This window comes from Yunchengibacter salinarum (assembly GCF_037658235.1).
In the GTDB taxonomy this organism is placed as follows: Bacteria; Pseudomonadota; Alphaproteobacteria; order Sphingomonadales; family Kordiimonadaceae; genus Yunchengibacter; species Yunchengibacter salinarum.
Genome location: NZ_JBBJLN010000001.1, coordinates 72,970 through 92,764, shown reverse-complemented (window position 1 = coordinate 92,764; position 19,795 = coordinate 72,970). Strand labels below are relative to the sequence as shown.

Annotated in this window: 23 protein-coding genes; 15 read left to right on the top strand and 8 right to left on the bottom strand. The window is 65.0% G+C overall.

Annotation, left to right across the window (positions count from 1 at the left end):
• Nucleotides 1-4 precede the first annotated feature (4 nt).
• Both WGH93_RS00465 and argH read right to left on the bottom strand, forming a co-directional pair.
• Entirely contained in the window at nucleotides 5-169 is a 165-nt protein-coding gene (locus WGH93_RS00465) for a hypothetical protein (RefSeq protein ID WP_374762873.1), read from the bottom strand.
• Nucleotides 166-1,542 carry an argininosuccinate lyase gene (gene argH / locus WGH93_RS00460; protein ID WP_374762872.1) on the bottom strand — a complete coding sequence of 459 codons (1,377 nt, stop codon included), beginning with the start codon at nucleotides 1,540-1,542 and terminating at the stop codon, nucleotides 166-168. Before argH ends, WGH93_RS00465 begins: the two co-directional genes overlap by 4 nt.
• A gap of 116 nt (nucleotides 1,543-1,658) precedes the next feature.
• Between argH and WGH93_RS00455 the strand changes: the two genes are divergently transcribed.
• Nucleotides 1,659-2,243 (top strand): TlpA disulfide reductase family protein, encoded by a 585-nt coding sequence (locus WGH93_RS00455; protein ID WP_374762871.1) that lies wholly within the window; start codon nucleotides 1,659-1,661, stop codon nucleotides 2,241-2,243.
• 172 nt (nucleotides 2,244-2,415) lie between these two features.
• Here WGH93_RS00455 and WGH93_RS00450 read toward each other — a convergent pair whose 3' ends face one another.
• From WGH93_RS00450 to WGH93_RS00430, 5 genes are all read right to left on the bottom strand, one after another.
• Complete coding sequence (locus WGH93_RS00450; protein WP_374762870.1) at nucleotides 2,416-3,099, bottom strand: glutathione S-transferase family protein; 684 nt, start codon at nucleotides 3,097-3,099, stop codon at nucleotides 2,416-2,418.
• Between the two features lie 33 nt (nucleotides 3,100-3,132).
• Nucleotides 3,133-4,005, bottom strand: a complete 873-nt coding sequence (locus tag WGH93_RS00445; RefSeq protein ID WP_374762869.1) for a 3-hydroxybutyryl-CoA dehydrogenase — start codon at nucleotides 4,003-4,005, stop codon at nucleotides 3,133-3,135.
• Nucleotides 4,006-4,207: 202 nt separating this feature from the next.
• Complete coding sequence (locus WGH93_RS00440) at nucleotides 4,208-5,134, bottom strand: electron transfer flavoprotein subunit alpha/FixB family protein (protein WP_374762868.1); 927 nt, start codon at nucleotides 5,132-5,134, stop codon at nucleotides 4,208-4,210.
• A complete protein-coding gene (locus tag WGH93_RS00435; protein WP_374762867.1) occupies nucleotides 5,134-5,880 on the bottom strand; it encodes an electron transfer flavoprotein subunit beta/FixA family protein in 747 nt (248 codons plus the stop codon). Before WGH93_RS00435 ends, WGH93_RS00440 begins: the two co-directional genes overlap by 1 nt.
• A 157-nt stretch (nucleotides 5,881-6,037) precedes the next feature.
• On the bottom strand, nucleotides 6,038-6,979 hold the full coding sequence (locus WGH93_RS00430) for a LysR family transcriptional regulator (protein WP_374762866.1): 942 nt from the start codon (nucleotides 6,977-6,979) through the stop codon (nucleotides 6,038-6,040).
• A gap of 151 nt (nucleotides 6,980-7,130) precedes the next feature.
• Between WGH93_RS00430 and aceB the strand changes: the two genes are divergently transcribed.
• Genes aceB through WGH93_RS00415 form a run of 3 tightly spaced genes read left to right on the top strand, consistent with a single transcriptional unit; the run spans nucleotide 7,131 to nucleotide 10,526 of the window.
• Complete coding sequence (aceB, locus tag WGH93_RS00425; protein ID WP_374763210.1) at nucleotides 7,131-8,729, top strand: malate synthase A; 1,599 nt, start codon at nucleotides 7,131-7,133, stop codon at nucleotides 8,727-8,729.
• A gap of 52 nt (nucleotides 8,730-8,781) precedes the next feature.
• Nucleotides 8,782-9,990, top strand: a complete 1,209-nt coding sequence (locus WGH93_RS00420) for a urate hydroxylase PuuD (RefSeq protein WP_374762865.1) — start codon at nucleotides 8,782-8,784, stop codon at nucleotides 9,988-9,990.
• Nucleotides 9,987-10,526: an ureidoglycolate lyase gene (locus tag WGH93_RS00415; protein WP_374762864.1), complete on the top strand. Its 540-nt coding sequence runs from the start codon at nucleotides 9,987-9,989 to the stop codon at nucleotides 10,524-10,526. Before WGH93_RS00420 ends, WGH93_RS00415 begins: the two co-directional genes overlap by 4 nt.
• A gap of 4 nt (nucleotides 10,527-10,530) precedes the next feature.
• Here WGH93_RS00415 and guaD read toward each other — a convergent pair whose 3' ends face one another.
• Nucleotides 10,531-11,850 (bottom strand): guanine deaminase, encoded by a 1,320-nt coding sequence (guaD, locus tag WGH93_RS00410; protein ID WP_374762863.1) that lies wholly within the window; start codon nucleotides 11,848-11,850, stop codon nucleotides 10,531-10,533.
• Between the two features lie 286 nt (nucleotides 11,851-12,136).
• On the opposite strand from guaD, the gene WGH93_RS00405 reads away from it, so the two are divergent.
• The 11 genes from WGH93_RS00405 (at nucleotide 12,137) to WGH93_RS00355 (ending at nucleotide 19,791) form a co-directional block, all read left to right on the top strand.
• Nucleotides 12,137-13,018, top strand: coding sequence for an urease accessory protein UreD (locus WGH93_RS00405; protein ID WP_374762862.1), 882 nt, complete (start codon nucleotides 12,137-12,139; stop codon nucleotides 13,016-13,018).
• An 18-nt stretch (nucleotides 13,019-13,036) separates the two neighbouring features.
• On the top strand, nucleotides 13,037-13,339 hold the full coding sequence (locus tag WGH93_RS00400; RefSeq protein ID WP_374762861.1) for an urease subunit gamma: 303 nt from the start codon (nucleotides 13,037-13,039) through the stop codon (nucleotides 13,337-13,339).
• 29 nt (nucleotides 13,340-13,368) lie between these two features.
• Entirely contained in the window at nucleotides 13,369-13,572 is a 204-nt protein-coding gene (locus WGH93_RS00395; protein WP_374762860.1) for a hypothetical protein, read from the top strand.
• A complete protein-coding gene (locus WGH93_RS00390; RefSeq protein WP_374762859.1) occupies nucleotides 13,569-13,907 on the top strand; it encodes an urease subunit beta in 339 nt (112 codons plus the stop codon). The genes WGH93_RS00395 and WGH93_RS00390 overlap by 4 nt, the downstream gene beginning before the upstream one ends.
• Before the next feature lies 1 nt (nucleotide 13,908).
• On the top strand, nucleotides 13,909-15,615 hold the full coding sequence (gene ureC, locus WGH93_RS00385; RefSeq protein ID WP_374762858.1) for an urease subunit alpha: 1,707 nt from the start codon (nucleotides 13,909-13,911) through the stop codon (nucleotides 15,613-15,615).
• A 7-nt stretch (nucleotides 15,616-15,622) separates the two neighbouring features.
• Entirely contained in the window at nucleotides 15,623-16,078 is a 456-nt protein-coding gene (locus WGH93_RS00380) for an urease accessory protein UreE (RefSeq protein WP_374762857.1), read from the top strand.
• A complete protein-coding gene (locus WGH93_RS00375; RefSeq protein WP_374762856.1) occupies nucleotides 16,068-16,778 on the top strand; it encodes an urease accessory protein UreF in 711 nt (236 codons plus the stop codon). The genes WGH93_RS00380 and WGH93_RS00375 overlap by 11 nt, the downstream gene beginning before the upstream one ends.
• Before the next feature lie 22 nt (nucleotides 16,779-16,800).
• Nucleotides 16,801-17,424 carry an urease accessory protein UreG gene (gene ureG, locus WGH93_RS00370; protein WP_374762855.1) on the top strand — a complete coding sequence of 208 codons (624 nt, stop codon included), beginning with the start codon at nucleotides 16,801-16,803 and terminating at the stop codon, nucleotides 17,422-17,424.
• 121 nt (nucleotides 17,425-17,545) lie between these two features.
• A complete protein-coding gene (locus tag WGH93_RS00365; RefSeq protein ID WP_374762854.1) occupies nucleotides 17,546-17,851 on the top strand; it encodes a hypothetical protein in 306 nt (101 codons plus the stop codon).
• A 9-nt stretch (nucleotides 17,852-17,860) separates the two neighbouring features.
• Nucleotides 17,861-19,159: an MgtC/SapB family protein gene (locus tag WGH93_RS00360; RefSeq protein ID WP_374762853.1), complete on the top strand. Its 1,299-nt coding sequence runs from the start codon at nucleotides 17,861-17,863 to the stop codon at nucleotides 19,157-19,159.
• A 44-nt stretch (nucleotides 19,160-19,203) separates the two neighbouring features.
• Entirely contained in the window at nucleotides 19,204-19,791 is a 588-nt protein-coding gene (locus WGH93_RS00355) for a lipid-binding SYLF domain-containing protein (protein ID WP_374762852.1), read from the top strand.
• Nucleotides 19,792-19,795 lie beyond the last annotated feature (4 nt).

Below are 19,795 nucleotides of genomic sequence, written 5' to 3'. Positions count from 1 at the left end.
GGGGTCAGCCGATCCTGTGGGTCTGGGGGGCGTGCGCGTGCACCATGGGCGCTGCGCTCTGTTTCGGGGGTTGCGGCGGGCCTTTCTTGCCGCAACCGGCAATGAGGGCGGCGCCCAGCAGCAGGGCGAGCGCGGCGGTGAGCGCGCGGGGTTCGACGGGCGATGTCACGGCGTTTCCTCCAGATGGCGGCGGGCGGCGGTGATGGCCTCAAGCACGCGATCCGGCGCCGTGCCGCCAAAGGACTGGCGGCTGGCCACGGATTCGTCCACGCCCAGCACGGTGAACACATGCTCCGTAATGGCGGGTTCCACCGCCTGCATGTCCGCCAATGGCAGGTCCGCCAGGGTCACGCCCGCCTGCTCGGCCTTTTGCACAATGGCGCCCGTGACATGGTGGGCGCTGCGGAAGGGCATCCCCAATTCCCGCACCAGCCAGTCCGCCAAATCCGTTGCGGTTGAGAAACGATCGGCGGCGGCGGTGCGCATGGCGTCCGTGTCCGGCTTGAGATCGCGGATCATGCCGGTCATGGCCGCCAGGCTCAGTTCCATGTCCGCGGTGGCGTTGAACACTGGCTCCTTGTCTTCCTGCATGTCCTTGCTATAGGCCAGCGGCAGCCCCTTCATCACCACCATCAGGCCCTGAAAGGCGGCGGCGATGCGCCCCACCTTGGCGCGCACCAGTTCCGCCGCATCCGGGTTACGCTTTTGCGGCATGATGCTGGAGCCGGTGGAAAAACTGTCCGACAGGGTGAGAAAGCCGAAGGGCGCCGAGGCCCAGAGCACGATTTCTTCCGCCAGCCTTGAAAGATGAAGGCTGAGAATGGTCAGCGCCGAGAGATATTCCAGCGCGAAATCCCGCGCCGAGACCGCATCCAGCGAATTGGTCATGGGGCGGTCGAACCCCAGGGCCTCGGCGGTCATGTGGCGGTCGATTGGAAAGCCGGTGCCCGCCAGCGCCGCCGCGCCCAGCGGGCTTTCATTGGTCCGCTTGCGACAGTCCGCCAGCCGGGCGCGGTCGCGCAGGATCATATCCACATATGCCATCAGGTGATGACCCAGTGTGACCGGCTGGGCAGTCTGCAAATGGGTAAAGCCGGGCATCACCGTGGCCTTGTGGGTTTCCGCCTGATCGATCAGCGCGGCTGTCAGGTCCGTCAGGCTCTGGCGCAGCGTGTCGATCGCCTGGCGCACCCAAAGGCGGAAATCCGTGGCCACCTGATCATTGCGGGACCGGGCCGTGTGCAGGCGCGCGCCCGCGTCTCCCACCAGTTCGATCAGGCGCTTTTCGATGTGCATGTGGATATCTTCCAGCGCCGGATCGAAGGTCATTTCCCCCGCTTCTATTTCCGCTTCCACCCGGTCCAGCCCGCGGGTGATGGCGGTGGCGTCCTTTTGCGTGATGATGCCGCACGCCGCCAGCATGGCCACATGGGCGCGGGAGCCCTGGATGTCCTGACGATACAGAACATTGTCAAACCCGATGGACGCGTTAATTTCCTGCATGATCGCGGACGGGCCCGCATTGAAACGGCCACCCCACATGCTTTGCCGTCCGCTGCCTGGGGCGGGCGCCTCATTGCTTGACGGATGAGCGTGGGGGCTTTTGGATGAACTGGACATAAGGCGGCCTTCACCGTTGTAACAAATTGGAGACTGGCATGAGAAAATCGCTGATCATTCCGATTGGCATCGTTCTCGTCCTGATGGGCGCCGTAGCCTATCGGATGGTGGCGGGCCCGTCCACGTCAGATGCAGGGGGTCTTGCCCCCTTTCTGCGGGGGGAGATGACGCCGGTATCGGTGGTGACGCCGCCAGAGGCGTTGCCGCAGACGCTCATTCACCTGCCGGACGGTGAAAAGGCGCCGCTCGCCAGCCTTGAGGGCAAGGCGCTGCTGATCAATCTGTGGGCGCCGTGGTGCGCACCCTGCAAGGCGGAAATGAAGGAACTGGCCGCCTTGCAGAAAGAACTGGGCGACGCGGATTTCGAAGTGGTGGCGATCAATGTGGATCGCGGCGGCGTGGGGCAGGCCCGCGATATCCTGAAGGAATGGGGCGCCCCCAATCTCGCCCCCTATGCGGACCCCACTATGGCACTGGCCATGGATCTGGCGAAGGGCTCGCTTCCCACCAGCCTGATCGTGGACCGCAAGGGCCGCATTCGCGGCAAATATCTGGGCCCCCTGAAATGGGACGAACCGGAAGCCATCAAGCTGTTCACGGCGCTGAAAAAAGGGCGAATCTAGACGGCAACCGACGACCACCTCGCCGCCGCCAATTCCAGCCCCGCACCAGCGTTGCCCCTACCGCCATCCCGCCACTGCGCGGGATGAGCGGAGGCCACGACCGTGGCCCGCCGCCAGTGCGGCGCCCTCGCGGAGCGCGTGCGCAGCACGCTTGCGTGAGCGGTAATAAAGCCTATCCCGCGCTCAGATGGGTCTGGCCCTCGGCCAGTTCCTCGCTTTTCAGGATGGCGGTTTCCTGTTCCGCCGCCGCGCACCAGTCCAGCATGAAGGGGTGTTCCATGATGGTGGTCACATAGCGCCGGGCTTCCGTGCTCATGGGCAGGTCATAGGTCACGACGCGCGTGGCCACCGGCGCGAACATCATGTCGGCGGCGGAAAAGTCCCCGAACAGATAGCCGCCGTCGCCGCCGAAATGGTCCAGACATTCGCACCACAGCGTATCGATTCGCTCCAGGTCGCGGGCCACATCCGCATCCATGGTCAGCCCCGTATAGCGCTTGCGCAGATTCATCGGCGCGGCCCGGCGCAGGGCGGAAAAGCTGGAATGCATTTCCGCGGCGATGGACTTGGCATAGCCGAAGGCATCGAATTCGGAAGGCCAGAAAAAGGCATCCCGGTTCAGGCGGGCGCAATAGTCCACAATGGCCAGGCTGTCCCAGATGCGGGCGCCCCTGTGGTTCAGTGCGGGCACGGTGCGGCTGGGGCTCCAGCTTTCCACCTCGTCATAGAACTGGTCGGTTTCCAGCGGCAGGATCACCTCCTCGAAGCGGAAGCCGGTCTGGCGCACCGCCAGCCAGCCCCTCAGGGACCAGCTTGAATAGGTTCGATTGCCGATCACCAGGGTCAGCTTGCTCATGGATAGGCTCCTGTGGCCGGGAAGGAATGCGCGTCAGCGGGTGGGGCGGGGCAGTTCCCCCGCATAATCATAAAAGCCGCGCCCGGTCTTTCGGCCCAGCCAGCCCGCTTCCACATATTTCACCAGAAGGGGGCAGGGGCGATACTTGCTGTCCGACAGGCCATCATACAGCACCTGCATGATCGCCAGGCAGGTATCCAGCCCGATGAAGTCGGCCAGGGTCAGCGGCCCCATGGGGTGGTTGGCGCCAAGCTTCATGGCGGTGTCGATGCTTTCCACATTGCCCACGCCTTCATAAAGGGTGTAGATCGCCTCGTTGATCATGGGCATCAGGATGCGGTTGACGATGAAACCGGGGAAATCCTCGGCGGTGGCGGTTTCCTTGCCGAGCCGGTTGATGAAGGCCATGCAGTCCTGAAAGGTGTCATCCGCCGTGGCAATGCCCCGGATCATTTCCACCAGTTTCATCACTGGCACCGGGTTCATGAAGTGCACGCCCATGAAGCGTTCGGGCCGATCCGTGCTGGCGGCCAGCCGCGTGATGGAAATGGACGAGGTGTTGGAGGCGATCATGGCCCCGTCCTTCAGGTGCGGGCAGAGCTGCTTGAAAATACCGGTCTTGACGTGTTCGTCCTCGGTGGCGGCCTCGATCACCAGGTCGCGGTCCTTGTGGGCGGAAAGGTCGTCCGCCAGCGTGATGCGCTTGAGCGCCGCGTCCCGATCCGCTTGGCTCATGCGGTCCTTGGACACCAGCCGGTCAAGGTTTTTCGTGATGGTGGCAAGGCCCTTTTCCGCCTGTGCCATGCTCAGATCGCTCATCACCACCTGGAAGCCGGCCACCGCGCTCACATGGGCGATGCCATTGCCCATCTGTCCCGCGCCGATCACTCCGACGGTCTCAACCATGTATTGTCCCCCTGTTTGCCGTGATGCTGTTCTTCGGCGCGCAGTTTGGGGACAAATCCGCCGTCCGGCAAGGGGGGCGGGCCGTATCGGGTGAAAAAGTCCGCCCGTGGCGGGGCGTGCGCGGGCTGGTGCGGCGCGAAAAACGGGCGCCCCGGTGTCAGGGCGCCCGCCTTGTGTTTCGGCTATTGATGCGGCGGCGGGATCAGAGCTTTTCGGTCAGCTCCGGCACCGCGTCGAACAGGTCCGCCACAAGGCCATAGTCCGCCACCTGAAAGATGGGGGCTTCCTCGTCCTTGTTGATGGCGACGATGATCTTGCTGTCCTTCATGCCGGCCAGGTGCTGGATCGCCCCGGAAATGCCACAGGCGATATACAGGTCCGGCGCCACGATTTTGCCGGTCTGGCCCACCTGATAGTCATTGGGCACAAAGCCCGCATCCACTGCGGCGCGGCTGGCGCCCACGGCGGCGCCCAGCTTGTCCGCCAGCTTTTCGATGATGGCGAAATTCTCGCCGGAGCCAAGGCCCCGACCGCCGGAAACGATGATGTCCGCGCTGGTCAGTTCGGGCCGGTCGGATTTGGTCAGTTCCGCGCCTTCGAAGCTGGCATGGCCCTTGGGTGCCGGTGCATCCACCTTTTCCACGCTGGCGCTGCCGCCTTCGGATGCGGCCTTGTCGAAGGTGGAGCCGCGCACGGTGATCACTTTTTTGGCGTCCGTGCTTTCCACGGTGGCGATGGCGTTGCCCGCATAGATGGGCCGCTTGAAGGTGGTTTCGTTCACCACTTCGATGATGTCGGAAATCTGGCTCACGTCCAGCGCGGCGGCCACGCGGGGCATGAAGTTCTTGCCCGCCATGGTGGCGGCGGCCAGAATCTGGTCATAGCCGTCGGCCAGGCTCAGCACCGCTTCGGCCTGCTCCTCGGCCAGTATGTGTTCGAACTGGTCGCCTTCCATGTGCAGCACCTTGGCCACGCCGTCGATCTTCGCGGCGGCTTCGGCGATGGTGTCCGCGCCCTTGCCGGTGACCAGGGCGTGCACATCCCCGAAGGTCCGGGCGGCGGTCACGGCGGCCAGGCTGCTGTCGGCGATGGCCTCAAAGTCATGTTCGATGAATACGAGCGCCGTCATCACACCACTCCCTTTTCTTTCAGCTTGGCCACCAGATCGTCCACGCTTGCCACCATTTCACCACCCGCGCGCTTGGGCGGTTCGTCCACCCGCACGGTTTTCAGGCGCAGGCCCATGTCCACGCCGTAGTCGGCGGGGGTTTTCATGTCGATGGGCTTTCGCTTCGCCTTCATGATGTTGGGCAGGGCGGCATAGCGCGGCTCGTTCAGGCGCAGGTCCGTGGTGACGATGGCGGGCAGTTTCATTGTCAGGGTTTCCAGGCCGCCGTCGATCTCGCGGGTCACCTTCAGGCTGCCGTCTTCCGTTTCCAGCTTGCTGGCAAAGGTGGCCTGGGGCCAGTCCAGCATGTGGGCCAGCATCTGGCCGGTCTGGTTGCAGTCGTCATCGATGGCCTGTTTGCCCATGATCACCAGATCGGGGCTTTCCTCGGCCACGATGGCCTTGAGGATCTTGGCCACGGCCAGCGGCTCCGCCGCGTCGTCATGCTCCACCAGAATGCCGCGGTCCCCGCCCATGGCAAGGCCGGTGCGGATGGTTTCCTGCGACGCCTTCGGGCCGATGGAGACGAGTATGATCTCGTCCGCCTTGCCAGCTTCCTTCAAACGAACCGCCTCTTCCACGGCGATTTCGTCAAAGGGATTCATGGACATTTTCACATTGGCCAGCTCAACGCCGGAATTGTCCGACTTCACGCGGACCTTGACGTTGTAATCGACAACCCGCTTTACGGGCACCATGAGTTTCATGGGCTTCCCTCTCCCCTCCAGAAAAGGACGGTAACCGACCCGGCCCCGCCCGGTGTGTTCGCAAGGACCCTTTGATGGGGCAATGATCCTGCCCGCTTTATAACGGGTTCAGCCTAGCTGTGCGATAGCGAAAACGACTGGCCGAGTCAATGAATATTCATACTGATGAGTCCAGAAAAGGCCGTGGCCGGGCGTGCGCGCTCAGAACCGGGTCCGCCCGCAGGCGATCGGCCAGATCCGCGATGAACACCCGCACGCGGGGCGGTACATATTGATCATAGGGGATCACGAGGTGCAGCACATTGTCGCCGGGCATGTGATCGGCCAGCACTTCCACCAGCCGCCCCTCGGCCACGTCGCGGCGCACTTCCCAGTCGGTTTTCAGCACGATTCCCTCTCCGGCAACCGCCCAGTCGCGCAGCACTTCGCCATTGGTGCTGTCTAACGCGCCGTCCAGCGCCAGATCATAGGGGCCGTCCGGCCCGGCAAAGCGCCAGCGGAACTGGCGGGAGCCGGGATAGCGCAGCATCAGGCAGTCGTGGCGAGCCAGGTCCTGCGGGGTTTGCGGCCAGCCCCGTCGGGCCAGATAATCCGGGCTGGCATACAGGCCCCGGCGCACCGGCGCCAGAATGACCGTGCGGAAACTGCCCGGCACCACCGGCCCCATGCGCATCGCCAGGTCCAGCCCTTCCGCCAGCAGGTCCACCACCCGGTCGGTGATCTGTAGCTGCACCCGGATATGGGGATAGCGCCGGTGGAAATCGGGAATCTGCCGGGCCAGGAAATGGCGCCCGAAACTGCTGGAGGCCGTGAGCCTGAGTATGCCGCGGGGCGCCACGTCGCTTTCCGCCAGGCGGCTTTCGGCCTCTTCCACCCGGCGCAATATGTCCAGGCAATCCTCGTAATAGCGCCGCCCCGCCTCGGTCACGCGGACCTGTCGGGTGGTGCGGTTGAACAGGGTGATGCCGAGCGCCCCTTCCAGGCGCTTGATGCGCGAGGAGACCAGCGCCGCCGACAGGCGCAGATCCCGCCCGGCGCGGGAAAAGCTGCCCAGTTCCACCACGCGGATGAAGACGGCCATATCGTCCAGCTTGCTCATGACGGCGTATTATCAAATATTTTTTGAAAAACCTAAAATTTTTAGCCTATTCCAAAAAGGCGCCGCGCCGCCTATGCTGCGCCGCACGCGCGGTATGATACCGCCTTATTCGCAACGATCAGGCACAGCCATAAGGGGAATTCCCGTGACCATGCACACATTCGAGCGCGGCGGACTGACCATCAAGGGCCCTGAAGTGGCCGGGGCCGACAGCGTGCTGAGCGAAGGGGCGCTGGCTTTCTTCAAGGAGATCGAGACCCGTTTCGGCGCCCGTCGGCGTGCGCTGATGGATGCCCGGATGGAGCGGCAAAAGGCGTTCGACGCCGGGGAAAAGCCGGACTTTCTGGCCGAAACGGCGGATGTGCGCGCGGGGGACTGGACCGTGCGGCCCGCCCCGGCGGACCTTTTGGATCGGCGGGTGGAAATTACCGGCCCGGTGGACCGCAAAATGGTTATCAACGCGCTGAACAGCGGCGCCCAGTGCTTCATGGCGGACTTTGAGGACGCCAGCACGCCCGCCTGGTCCAACATGGTGAACGGCCAGATCAATCTGCGCGATGCCAATGCCCGCACCATCGATTTCTCGGATGCGGCGCGCGGCAAGACCTATGCGCTGGGGGACAGTCTCGCCACGTTGATCGTGCGCCCGCGCGGCCTGCACATGGCGGAACATCATGTGCTGCTGGACGGCGCGCCCGTATCCGGTGGCTTTTTCGATTTCGCGCTGTATCTGTTTCACAATCACGCGGCGCTGAAAGCCAATGGCTCCGGCCCTTATTTCTATCTGCCCAAGATGGAACACCATCTGGAAGCCCGCCTGTGGGAAGAGGTGATCGCCTTCGGTGAAGACCATCTGGGTCTGGCGCGCGGCACGGTGCGCTGCACGGTGCTGATCGAAACCATTACGGCGGCGTTCCAGATGGATGAAATCCTGTATGAATTGCGGGATCACATTGTCGGGCTGAATTGTGGCCGCTGGGACTATATTTTCAATTTCATCAAGCGTTTCGCCCGTGATCCGAACTTCGTGCTGCCGAACCGGGAACAGGTGGGCATGACGCAGCATTTCCTGCGGTCCTACAGCCTGCTGCTGATCAAGACCTGCCACCGGCGCGGGGCACACGCCATGGGCGGCATGGCGGCGCAGATTCCGGTCAAGGGCGACCCGGAAAAGAACGCCGCGGCCACGGAAAAGCTGCGCGCCGACAAGGAGCGTGAGGCCGGTGACGGCCATGACGGCACCTGGGTGGCGCATCCGGCCTCGGTGGAAACGGCGCGGGCCGTGTTCGATGCCTATATGCCCGGCCCCAACCAGTTGGATGTGGCGCGGGACGACGTGCAGGTCAGCGCCGCCGATCTGCTGGCGGTGCCGGATGGCACCATCACGGAGGAGGGCCTGCGCCAGAACATCAATGTGGGGCTGCTTTATCTGGGCGCCTGGCTCGACGGGTTGGGCGCGGTGCCCATCTATAATCTGATGGAGGACGCCGCCACCGCCGAAATCGCGCGCACTCAGCTTTGGCAGTGGCGCGTTCACAAGGCGGAAATGACGGACGGCACCCGCATGGATGACGCCCTGATGGCGAAGATGCTGGATCAGGTGGCCGGGGAAACCCGTGCACAGGCCACCCATATCGGCCATATGGACGACGCCATCACTCTGTTCCGGGATCTGGTGATGGCCGATACACTGGCCGAATTCCTGACCGATCCGGCCACCGAACTGGTGCTGGGGTATGAAGCGGCCTGATGGCCGGTCTGCGATGATGGAATAACGCCCGGAACGGGCAGGGAGTTGCCCCATGGAACTGGATATCGCGGCCTGGCTGGGCCTTGGCGTGCGCTGGCTGCACATGATCGCGGGCATTGCCTGGATCGGTGCCAGTTTCTATTTCGTCTGGCTGGATAATCACCTGCGCCCCACCGCGAAAGGCGGCGCCGACGGCGTGACCGGCGAAGTGTGGTCGGTGCATGGCGGCGGGTTCTATCACAAGCAGAAATATGCCGTTGCCCCCGCCCATATGCCGGATGACCTGCACTGGTTCAAATGGGAAGCCTATACCACATGGCTGTCGGGCATGGCCTTGCTGGGCATTGTCTATTACTGGGGCGCGGACCTGTTCCTGGTGGACAGCGCCAAGGCCGCGCTCAGCCCCGTGCAGGCGGTGCTTTTGGGGCTGGGTGTGATCGCGGGCGGCTGGCTGGTCTATGACGGGCTGTGCCGCTCTCCGCTGGGCCGCAACGGGCGGCTGTTCGGCGCGCTCTGGTTTCTGGTGCTGGTGGCGCTTTCTTACGGCCTTGTGCAGGTTTTCAATGATCGGGGCGCCTTCATCCATGTGGGCGCGGTGATCGGCACGGCCATGGTGGCCAACGTGTTCTTCGTGATCATCCCCAATCAGAAAAAGGTGGTGGCCGCGCTGGAACGGGGTGAAGAGCCGGACCCGGCGCTGGGCGCGGCGGGCAAGCAGCGGTCCCTGCACAATAACTACATGACCCTGCCGGTGCTGTTCATCATGATCTCCAATCATTATCCCATGGTGTTCAGCCATCCGTATAACTGGCTGCTTCTGGCGGCCATCGGGGTGCTGGGCGTGATGATCCGGCATTTCTTCAATCTGCGCCACCGGGAGGTGAGCGCGCCGGGGCTGGTCTTTGCCAGCATCGGGCTGTTCATCATCATCGCCATGTTCACGGCCCAGACCCGTTCAGCGGGTCGGCCCGACATGGCGGGTGGCGTGGCTGGCGCGGTGCCGTTCACCGAGGTGCGCGCCATCATGGAAACCCATTGCACAAGCTGCCACGCGACCAATCCCCGCCACCCCGCTTTCACCGAGGCCCCTGGCGGCGTGCGGCTGGACAGCCCGGCCCTGATCCGGCAATACGCCCCGAAGATCGAACAGCAGGCGGTGCTGGCCAATATCATGCCGCTGGGCAATGAAACCGGCATGACGGACGGCGAGCGCGCCCGGCTGGGCAAATGGATCGCCGACCACCGGAAGGACGGATCATGAGCGCGCGCCCCATCACCCTCACCGCCCGGCCCCTTACGGCGGACGCCTTCGCCCCCTTTGGCGATGTGGTGGAAGCTGATGAGCGCGCCGTGCAGAAACAGATCAATTATGGCCGCACCACCCGATTTCACGACCTGGCGGAGATCGACGTGCTGGGCGAGGTGGGCCGCGTGGCGGTGAACATTTTCCGCAGCCAGCCCGTCACCACGCCCTGGTCGGTTGCGGTGATGGAGCGGCATCCCCTGTCCAGCCAGCTTTTCATGCCCCTCGGTCCCCATCCTTATCTGGTGGTGGTGGGCGAAAAGGGGTCGTTCGATCCGGTGGCGCTCACCGCTTTTCTGGCCAGCGGCGATCAGGGCGTGAATTATCACCCCGGCACCTGGCACCATTACAGCCTGGCCCTTCAGGGTGTGAGCGATTTCCTGGTGGTGGATCGGGTGGACGCCCGCGACCATGTGGAAACGCCCAATTGCGACGAGGTGGTGCTGGACGATGCGGGCCACCCGCCGGTGACCGTCCACCTGCCCGGCGCGTGAGGGCTCAGGCTTTCGCCGTTTCCTGCCAGCGGCGCCCGCGGATATGGGTGCCGGAAACCATCCGGTCGTCCCCCATCATGATCAGCGCGAACAATTGTTCCCGCCAGTCCCGTGCCGCCGCCATGCGCGCCGCCATCAGGGGCGTGGCCGCCGGGTTCAGGGTCAGGAAATCCGCTTCCTTGCCGGGCTCCAGACTGCCCACCCGATCCGCCACATGGAGCGCCCGCGCCCCGTCCAGCGTGGCCATGCGCATCAGGGTGCCGGCGGTCAGGGCCTGTCCCTGAAGCTGTCCAGCCTTGTAGGCGGCGTTCATGGTGGCGGTCAGTGAGAAGCTGGTGCCCGCCCCCACATCGCTGCCCAGCCCCACGGTCACATCATGGCGTTCGGCGCGGTGAAAATCGAAGGTGCCGCTGCCCAGAAAGAAGTTGGACGTGGGGCAGCAGGCAATGGCGCTGCCCGCACGGCCCAGGCGGGCCATGTCATGGTCGGCCATGTGCAGGCAATGGGCGAACACGCTGCGCTCCCCCACCAGATCATGGCGGTCATACACATCCAGATAGCTTTGCGCCTCCGGGAACAGGTCGGCCACCCAGGCGATCTCGCCCTGATTTTCGCTCAGATGGGTGTGCAGCAGCACGTCGTCATGCGCGTGCAGCAGGCGGCCCAGTGCGGCCAGTTGCGCCGGGCTTGACGTGGGCGCGAAGCGCGGCGTGATGGCATAGCCCAGCCGCCCGCGCCCGTGCCACTGATCGATCAGGCGGGCGCTGTCCTCATAGGCGCTTTCCGGCGTGTCCAGCAGATTGGCCGGGGCGTGGCGATCCATGCAGACCTTGCCCGCGATCAGGCGCAGATCGCGTTTCAATGCCGCGCTGAACAGGGCATCCACGGAACCGGGGTGGACGGTGGCGAAGACCAGCGCCGTGGTGGTGCCCTGACGCAGCATCTCATCCAGAAACAGCCTGGCCACCCGATCCGCGTGATCACGATCGGCAAAGGCGGCTTCCGCCGGAAAGGTGTAGGTGTTCAGCCAGTCCAGCAACTGGGCGCCGAAGCTGGCGATCATCTCGGTCTGGGGATAATGCACATGGGTGTCCACAAAGCCCGGCACCAGCCAGTGCCCGCCAGTGTCCACCACATAGGCGGCTCCGGCGCGGGCGCGCACCGCCTCGAACAGTCCCACATCGCCGATCAGGCCATCCACCACCAGCAGGCCGCCGTCCGGCAGGTACAGCTCTGCCCCGTCCGCGCGGGGGGCGGTTGTGTCCAGCGGGGTGTAAAGCGGCCCGCGATACAGGGTGGGGCGGCTGTGTGTGGTTGCGGCCATAATGCGGGTCTCAGGGTGTTCCGGGCGGTCTGAATCTGACCGATCATTCAGTTTGCGACCGTAGCGGCGACCGCCCTTTTCCACAAGGGAAAACCGTTCCCGCCGATTGCACGGGCAGGTGCCTGCAAACAGGGCAGCCGGATGCCGAAATTTAAGGCATATTTGCGCTGGCAGGCGCCTGTTCCGCCGGTTTCGGGCCGTCCGGCTCTTGGCCCGGTGATTGCTATGATTCCCGTGACCTGACCAATTGGTTAGGAAAGCTGACCGCGTGCAACAGGGGATGTGCATGACCGCGCAGCCACAATGGCCCCGCTCTCACCATGCGCCCGATCCCGTTTCGGTGCCGGAACAGGCCCTGCAACGCACCTACGGCGTTCTCAGGGTGGGCTGGCATGAACGGGGGCTGAGCAGTCTCTATCAGGAAGGCGCCGCCAAGGCACGCTTTCCCCGCCCGGCCACGGCGGGCGTGGGCGATATGGTGCTGATCAATACGGCGGGCGGGCTGACCGGCGGTGACCGCTTCCAGCAAAGTGTGAACGTGGATGGCGGCCATCTGGTGGCCAGCACGCAGGCGGCGGAAAAGCTCTATCGGGCCAGCGCGGGCGTTACCCGCATCACCACGCGGGCTCGTGTGGCGACGGGGGCGACGCTGGAATGGCTGCCCCAGGAAACCATTCTGTTCGATGGTGCGCGCTGTCATCGGGCGCTGTCCGTGTCGCTGGCACCTGGCGCGCGCCTGGTGGCGGCGGAAGCCACAGTGCTAGGCCGCACCGCCATGCGGGAACGGGTGCGCCGCGGGGCCTTTTTCGATGACTGGCGCATATGGCTGGGGGATCGCCTGGTCTATGCCGACGGCACGCGGCTCGCGGCGGATGCGGATATGGACCTTCAGGATGTGCTGGCCCGGCCCGCCGTGCTGGGCGGCGCCGATGCTTTTGCCACATTGGTGGCCGTGACGCCGGGGGCCGAGCGCATGGTGGCGGATTTGCAGGCGCTTGGGCCGGTCGAAGGGGCGGTCATGGGCGCCAGCCATCTGCCTGCCGGGCCGGATGGGCTGGTGCTGGCGCGGATCGTGGCCCATGGCGGGGCCGCCCTGCGCCGCCAGATGCTTGCCGTGCTCGATCTGGTGCGGGGCGGCGCCGCGGCACCCCGCATGTGGGGCCTTTGATTTCAAGGAGAAACTGCAATGAACCTGACCCCCCGCGAAAAGGACAAGCTGATGATCGCCACCGCCGCCATGGTGGCCCGCCGCCGACTGGAACGGGGTGTGCTTCTGAATCACCCGGAAGCCATTGCACTGATCACGGATGCCATTCTGGAAGGTGCGCGCGATGGCCGCACGGTGGCGGACTTGATGGCGTTCGGCGCCACCGTGCTTGGCCGCGATCAGGTGATGGAAGGCGTGCCGGAAATGATTCACGACGTGCAGGTGGAGGCCACCTTTCCCGACGGCACCAAGCTGGTGACCGTGCATGACCCCATTCGTTGAGCCCGTTTCAGATGTGGAGGAGACAGACCATGACCCGACTGCTGACCCTGTTCGCTTTTGCCAGCCTGCTGGCCGCGTCGCTCCATGCGGGCGGGGCGCTGGCCCATCCATCGGCGGCGGCCCATGGCCACCCCCATGGTGCCAGCCCCCTTGCCGGGCTGGAATGGGTGCTGGTGCCCGTCGCCCTGCTGGCGATCGGCTGGGCCGTCTGGCGCCATCGGGGCCGGAAATGACACAGGCCCCGCTTATCCCCGGCGAACTGGTGAGCCTGCCGAACCGGCGGATCACCCTGAACGAGGGCCGCCCCACCCTGACGCTGACCGTGGCCAATACCGGCGACAGGCCGGTTCAGGTGGGGTCCCATTATCATTTTGCCGAAACCAATGCGGCGCTTGCCTTCGACCGGGAGGCGGCGCACGGCCACCGGCTGGACATTCCCGCCGGGTCCGCCGTGCGGTTCGAACCGGGCCAGGAGCGGGACGTGACCCTGGTGCCCTATGGCGGCGCCCGGCGCGCGGTGGGTTTCAATGGTCAGGTGATGGGCAATCTGGACAAGGGGGAAGGCTGATATGGCGGCGACACTTTCACACGCGGACTATGGCGGCATGTTCGGCCCCACCATGGGCCACCGATTGCGCCTGGCGGATACCGAGCTGTTCATCACCCCGGAAAAGGATTTCACCGTTTATGGTGACGAGGTGAAGTTCGGCGGCGGCAAGGTGGTGCGCGACGGCATGGGTCAAAGCCAGATGTCCCGCGCGGAAGGGGCGGTGGACACGGTGATCACCAATGCCCTTCTGGTGGACCATCAGGCCATTATCAAGGCGGATGTGGGCCTGAAGGACGGGCGCATCCATGCCATCGGAAAGGCCCGCAACCCGGACACGCAGGATGGAGTGACCGTCATCATCGGCCCCGGCACGGAGGCCATCGCGGGCGAGGGCTGCATCCTGACCCCCGGCGGGTTCGACGCCCATATCCATTTTGTCTGCCCCCAGCAGGTGGATGACGCCCTGATGAGCGGGGTGACCACCATGCTGGGCGGCGGCACCGGCCCGGCCACCGGCACCAATGCCACCACCTGCACACCGGGGCCATGGCATATTGGCCGGATGCTTCAGGCGGCGGAGTTTTCGCCGGTCAATCTGGCCTTTGCGGGCAAGGGCAATGCCAGCACCCCGGCGGCGCTGGAAGAGCAGGTGCGCGCCGGGGCCTGCGCGCTGAAACTGCACGAGGACTGGGGCACCACCCCCGCGGCGATCGACTGCTGCCTGTCTGTGGCGGATGCCATGGATGTGCAGGTGATGATCCACACCGATACGCTGAATGAAAGCGGCTTTGTGGAAAACACCCTGAAGGCCATCGGGGACCGGGTGATTCACGCCTATCACACGGAAGGCGCGGGCGGCGGCCACGCACCGGACATCATCAAGGTGGCGGGCAGCCATAATGTGATCCCGTCCAGCACCAATCCGACCCGGCCCTTCACCGCCAACACGCTGGAAGAGCATCTGGACATGCTGATGGTCTGCCACCATCTGGACCCGCGTATCCCGGAAGACGTGGCCTTTGCCGAAAGCCGCATCCGGCGGGAGACCATCGCCGCCGAGGATATCCTGCACGACATGGGGGCGTTTTCCATCATCGCGTCCGACAGCCAGGCCATGGGCCGGGTGGGCGAGGTGCTGATCCGCACCTGGCAGACCGCCGACAAGATGAAAAAGCAGCGCGGCGCGCTTTTGGGCGACACGGCGGACACGGACAATGAACGGGTCAAGCGCTATATCGCCAAATACACCGTCAATCCGGCCATCGCCCACGGCATGGCGGACCATATCGGCTCCATCACCCCCGGCAAGCGGGCGGATCTGGTGCTGTGGTCGCCGGAAATGTTCGCGGTCAAGCCCAAGCTGGTGCTGGTGGGCGGCAGCATCGCCGCCGCGCCCATGGGCGATCCCAATGCCTCCATCCCGACGCCGCAGCCGGTGCATTACCGGCCCATGTTCGCGGCGCTGGGCAAGGCGGTCACGGCGTCGAGCTGCACCTTTGTCTCGCAAGCCGGGCTGGATGCGGGGCTGGACCATCTGGGGCTGGACAAGACGCTGATCCCGGTCAGCGATACCCGGACCATTTCCAAGAAGTCCATGGCACTGAACGACGCCACCCCGCATATCGAGGTGGACCCGGAAACCTATGAAGTGCGCGCCGACGGGGAACTGTTGACCTGCGAACCGGCGGATGTGGTGCCCATGGCCCAGCGCTATTTCCTGTATTGAGGCCGTGATGGAAAAGGTGATCACCATACATGATCCCGGAACATGGCAGGCCGCCGCCGCGGACAGCGTGTCGCTGGTCTATGACGACCGCTATCGCCGCCGCCTGGTGGTGGAAAGCACCGCGGGCCGAAAGCTGTTGCTGGATCGGGACACGGCGGCCCCGCTGCTGGACGGCAGCGCGCTGGAAATCGCTGACGGCAGCCTGTTTCAGGTGGTGGCCGCGCCGGAAGACCTGCTGGAAATCCGCGCTCACGGTGTGGACCATCTGGTGCGTCTGGCCTGGCATCTGGGCAACCGCCACCTGCCCACCGAACTGGCGGCGGACAGGCTGAAGGTGCGCTATGACCATGTGATCGCGGACATGGCGCGCGGGCTCGGCGCGGATGTGAACGCCATACTGGAACCGTTCCACCCTGAGGGCGGCGCCTATGGCCATGGCCGGGTGCACGACCATGAGCACTGATCCCGCCGTCGCGCCCACCATCGATGCGCGGGCGCTCTATCGCCTGCTCAGTTGGCTGTCGCCCAGCTATCCGGTGGGGGCCTATACCTATTCCCACGGTCTGGAATGGGCAGTGGAAACCGGCGAGATCACGGATGCCCACAGCCTGACCCTGTGGCTGGAAGACGTGCTGTTGTTCGGCACCGGCTGGTGCGATGCCCTGATCTTTCACGAAAGCTGGGCGGCGGCCAATGTGCGCGATCGCGGGCGGCTGGTTCATGTGACATCCCTTGCGCGGGCCTATCAGGCGGGGCGGGAACGGCTGCTGGAATCCGGTGCGCAGGGCCGCGCCTTCATGGATGCCACCGGCAAAAGCTGGCCCGCCGCCACGCTGGACCTGCTGGACGGATTCCGCCCCGGCGACGTGGTTTATCCGGTGGCGGTGGCCGTGACCGCGGCCGGTCATGGCATCGGGTGCGCGCTGGCCCTGCACGGCTATCTGCACGCCTTTCTGGCCAATCTGGTCTCGGCGGCGGTGCGGCTGGTGCCGCTGGGCCAGACCGACGGCCAGAACGTGATCGCCGAACTGGAACCGGTGGTTCACGGCGTGGGGGATCGGGCGCTGGACAGCGGCCTAGATGCCCTTGGCGGCGCGGCCATGCTGTCCGACATCGCGGCCATGCGCCATGAAACGCAGTACAGCAGATTGTTTCGGTCATGAAACAAAAACGGGAGAGATGGATATGACATCCGGGAACGGCCCCTTGCGGGTGGGTATCGGTGGCCCTGTGGGGTCGGGCAAAACGGCGCTGATGGAACATCTCTGCCGTCTGCTTACGCCCCATTATGATGTGGCGGCGATCACCAATGACATCTACACCAAGGAAGACGAGCGCATCCTGAGCGAGACCGGCGTTCTGCCGCAGGAACGCATCAGGGGCGTGGAGACGGGTGGTTGTCCGCACACCGCGATCCGGGAGGATGCCAGCATCAATCTGGCGGCGGTGGCGGACATGGTGGAGCGCTTCCCCGGCCTTGAAGTGCTGCTGATCGAAAGCGGCGGCGACAATCTGGCCGCCACCTTTTCCCCGGAACTGGCGGACCTGACCATTTATGTGATCGATGTGTCGGCGGGTGAGAAAATCCCCCGCAAGGGCGGGCCCGGCATCACCCGATCGGATTTTCTGGTGATCAACAAATATGATCTGGCGGATCTGGTGGGCGCCTCGCTTGAGGTGATGGACAGCGATACGAAGCGTATGCGCGGCGAGCGCCCCTATGCCTTCACATCGCTGCGCAAGGGCGACGGCGCGGAAACCGTGATGCGCTTCATCGAGGAGAAGGGCGGCCTGATCCGCCCCGCCTGATCCCTCTGGCTCGCCCCCTCTGGTTCGTCCCCTGTGATCCGTGCCGGGCACAGCCCTTGGCGCGGCGGGTTGCAGTGCCTATGATGGGCGCCTGGTCCACACCCTATGGAAGGACGCACCCATGACAGAGCATGACGCCGACACTCCCGATTCCGACGACCCTGATCTTGATGCGCCATCGCCCGGTGGCTTCAGCATGACCACCCATGTGATGGTGGCGCTGCTGGTCAGTGTGGGCCTGTCACTGTTTTTCTGGGCGGTTCTGGATACCTTCGTGCTCATGGGCTTCCTGCTCTGGTCCGTGGTGGCCGCGGCGGCGGGTGCGCTGATCGGCGGTCGGCTTGTGGAGCGCCTGTGGGTCACGGTGCTGGCCACGGCGGTGATCCGCATTGCCATATACGGCCTTATGACCAGCCTGCCCGGTTAGGCGCCCGGCATGGATGACCCCGCCCCCGCCGATCTCATGCCCGCCCTGGCCGGTGATCCGGTCTGGCTGGTGCTGCTGGCCCTGGGGCTCGGCCTGCTGGTGGGGCTGGATCGGGGCTGGCAGGCCCGCGAACGGCCCGCGGGGCAGCGGGTTGCGGGCATCAGGACATTCAGCCTGATCGGCCTGCTGGGCGGCCTTGGCGGCGCGGGAACGGCGCATTTCGGCCCCTGGCTTTCCGGCGCGCTGGTGCTGGCGCTCGCGGCCGTGCTGGGCCTTGCATATTGGCGGGAAAGTGTCTCGCGCGGCACTCTCAGCGCCACGGACAGCGTGGCGGCGCTGGCGGTGCTGGTGGTGGGCCTGATGGCCGGTGCGGGGGCGGCTCTGCCCGCCGTGGTGGCCGGTGTTTCCGTGGCCGCCCTGCTGAATTTCCGCACATTGCTGCACAGCGGTTTGCAGCATCTTTCCGGCACGGACCTGACCGCCCTGATCCGGCTGGCCGTGCTGTCGCTGGTGGTGCTGCCCCTGTTGCCGGATCGCGGCTATGGGCCGTTCGAAGCGCTCAATCCTTTTCGCATATGGCTGATGGCGGTGCTGATTGCGGGCCTGTCCTTTCTGGGCTATGCGGCGATCCGGTTGGGCGGTGCACGGCGCGGCGTGGCGGGGCTGGCCCTGATGGGCGGGCTGGTCAGTTCCACCGCGGTCAGCATTAATCTGGCCCGCCTGTCCCGTCAGGCGCCGGGGCAGGAACGCCTTCTGGCGGGGGGCATCGTGGCCTCTGGCAGTGTGATGTTTCTGCGCCTGCTGCTGGTGATGACGGCGGTGGCGCCCGCCCTTGCCGGGGTTCTGGTCTGGCCGCTGGTCAGCGCGGGGCTGGTGGGGCTCGGCTTTTTCGCACTGGCCGGAATGCGCGGCGCGGCGCCGGACGAAACCATGCGGGACGCGCTGATACCGACCAATCCGCTGGCGCTGTCCGTGGCCCTGCCCTTTGCCGGGCTTCTGGCGCTTGTTCTGCTGGCCTCCCGTGCGTTGACGCACTGGCTGGGCACGGGCGGGCTTTATGGCCTGTCGGTGGTATCCGGGCTGGGCGATGTGGATGCCATATCCCTGTCGCTGGCGGACATGGCGGGCAAGGATGAGGTTGCGGTGACGGTGGCGGCCACCGGTGTATTGCTGGCGGCGGCGGCCAATTCGCTGGTCAAGCCGCTGATTGTTGGTATGCTGGGGGGCTGGCGGCTGGGCCTGATGGTTCTGGTGCCGCTAATGGCCGCTTTGCTGGCGGCGGGCGGTGCTCTGGCACTCACCGTTTGATGTTCCGGGTTCGTAATTTTCACATGACAGAAGGAGCACGGGTGATGGCAGATAGGGTGCACCACCGAGCAGGGCGACGAATCGTTGCGGGCCTGTTGATGGCACTGGCCCTGACAGCGGGGCCGGCCCTGGCCAAATCCGACGCGGAAAATCGCGCCGGTATCATGGACATGCACGACAAGACGCTGACCGACCTGTACAGCGAAGAGCCGGACGCGCGAAACAAGCTGGAAGGCGCGGTGGGCTATGCGGTGTTTTCCAATGTGGGGGTCAATGTGATCTTCTTTTCCGCCGGCGGCGGCAAGGGGGTGGCGATCGACAACCGAAGCGGCGAAAAGACCTTTATGAAAATGGCGTCCGCGGGCGTGGGGCTGGGCATCGGCGTGAAGGATTTCCGCGCCGTGTTCATCTTCTACAGCGACGATGCGTTCACCGGTTTTGTGGAAGACGGCTGGGACTTTTCCGGCCAGGCGGACGCGGCGGCTCAAAGCGACACCAAGGGCGCCGAGGCCAGCGACAGCAAATCCGTTCTGTCGGATGTGGAAGTCTATCAGTTCACCAAGAGCGGCGTGGCGCTTCAGGCCACCTTGCAGGGCACCAAATACTGGCAGAACGATAATCTGAACGACTAAGGGG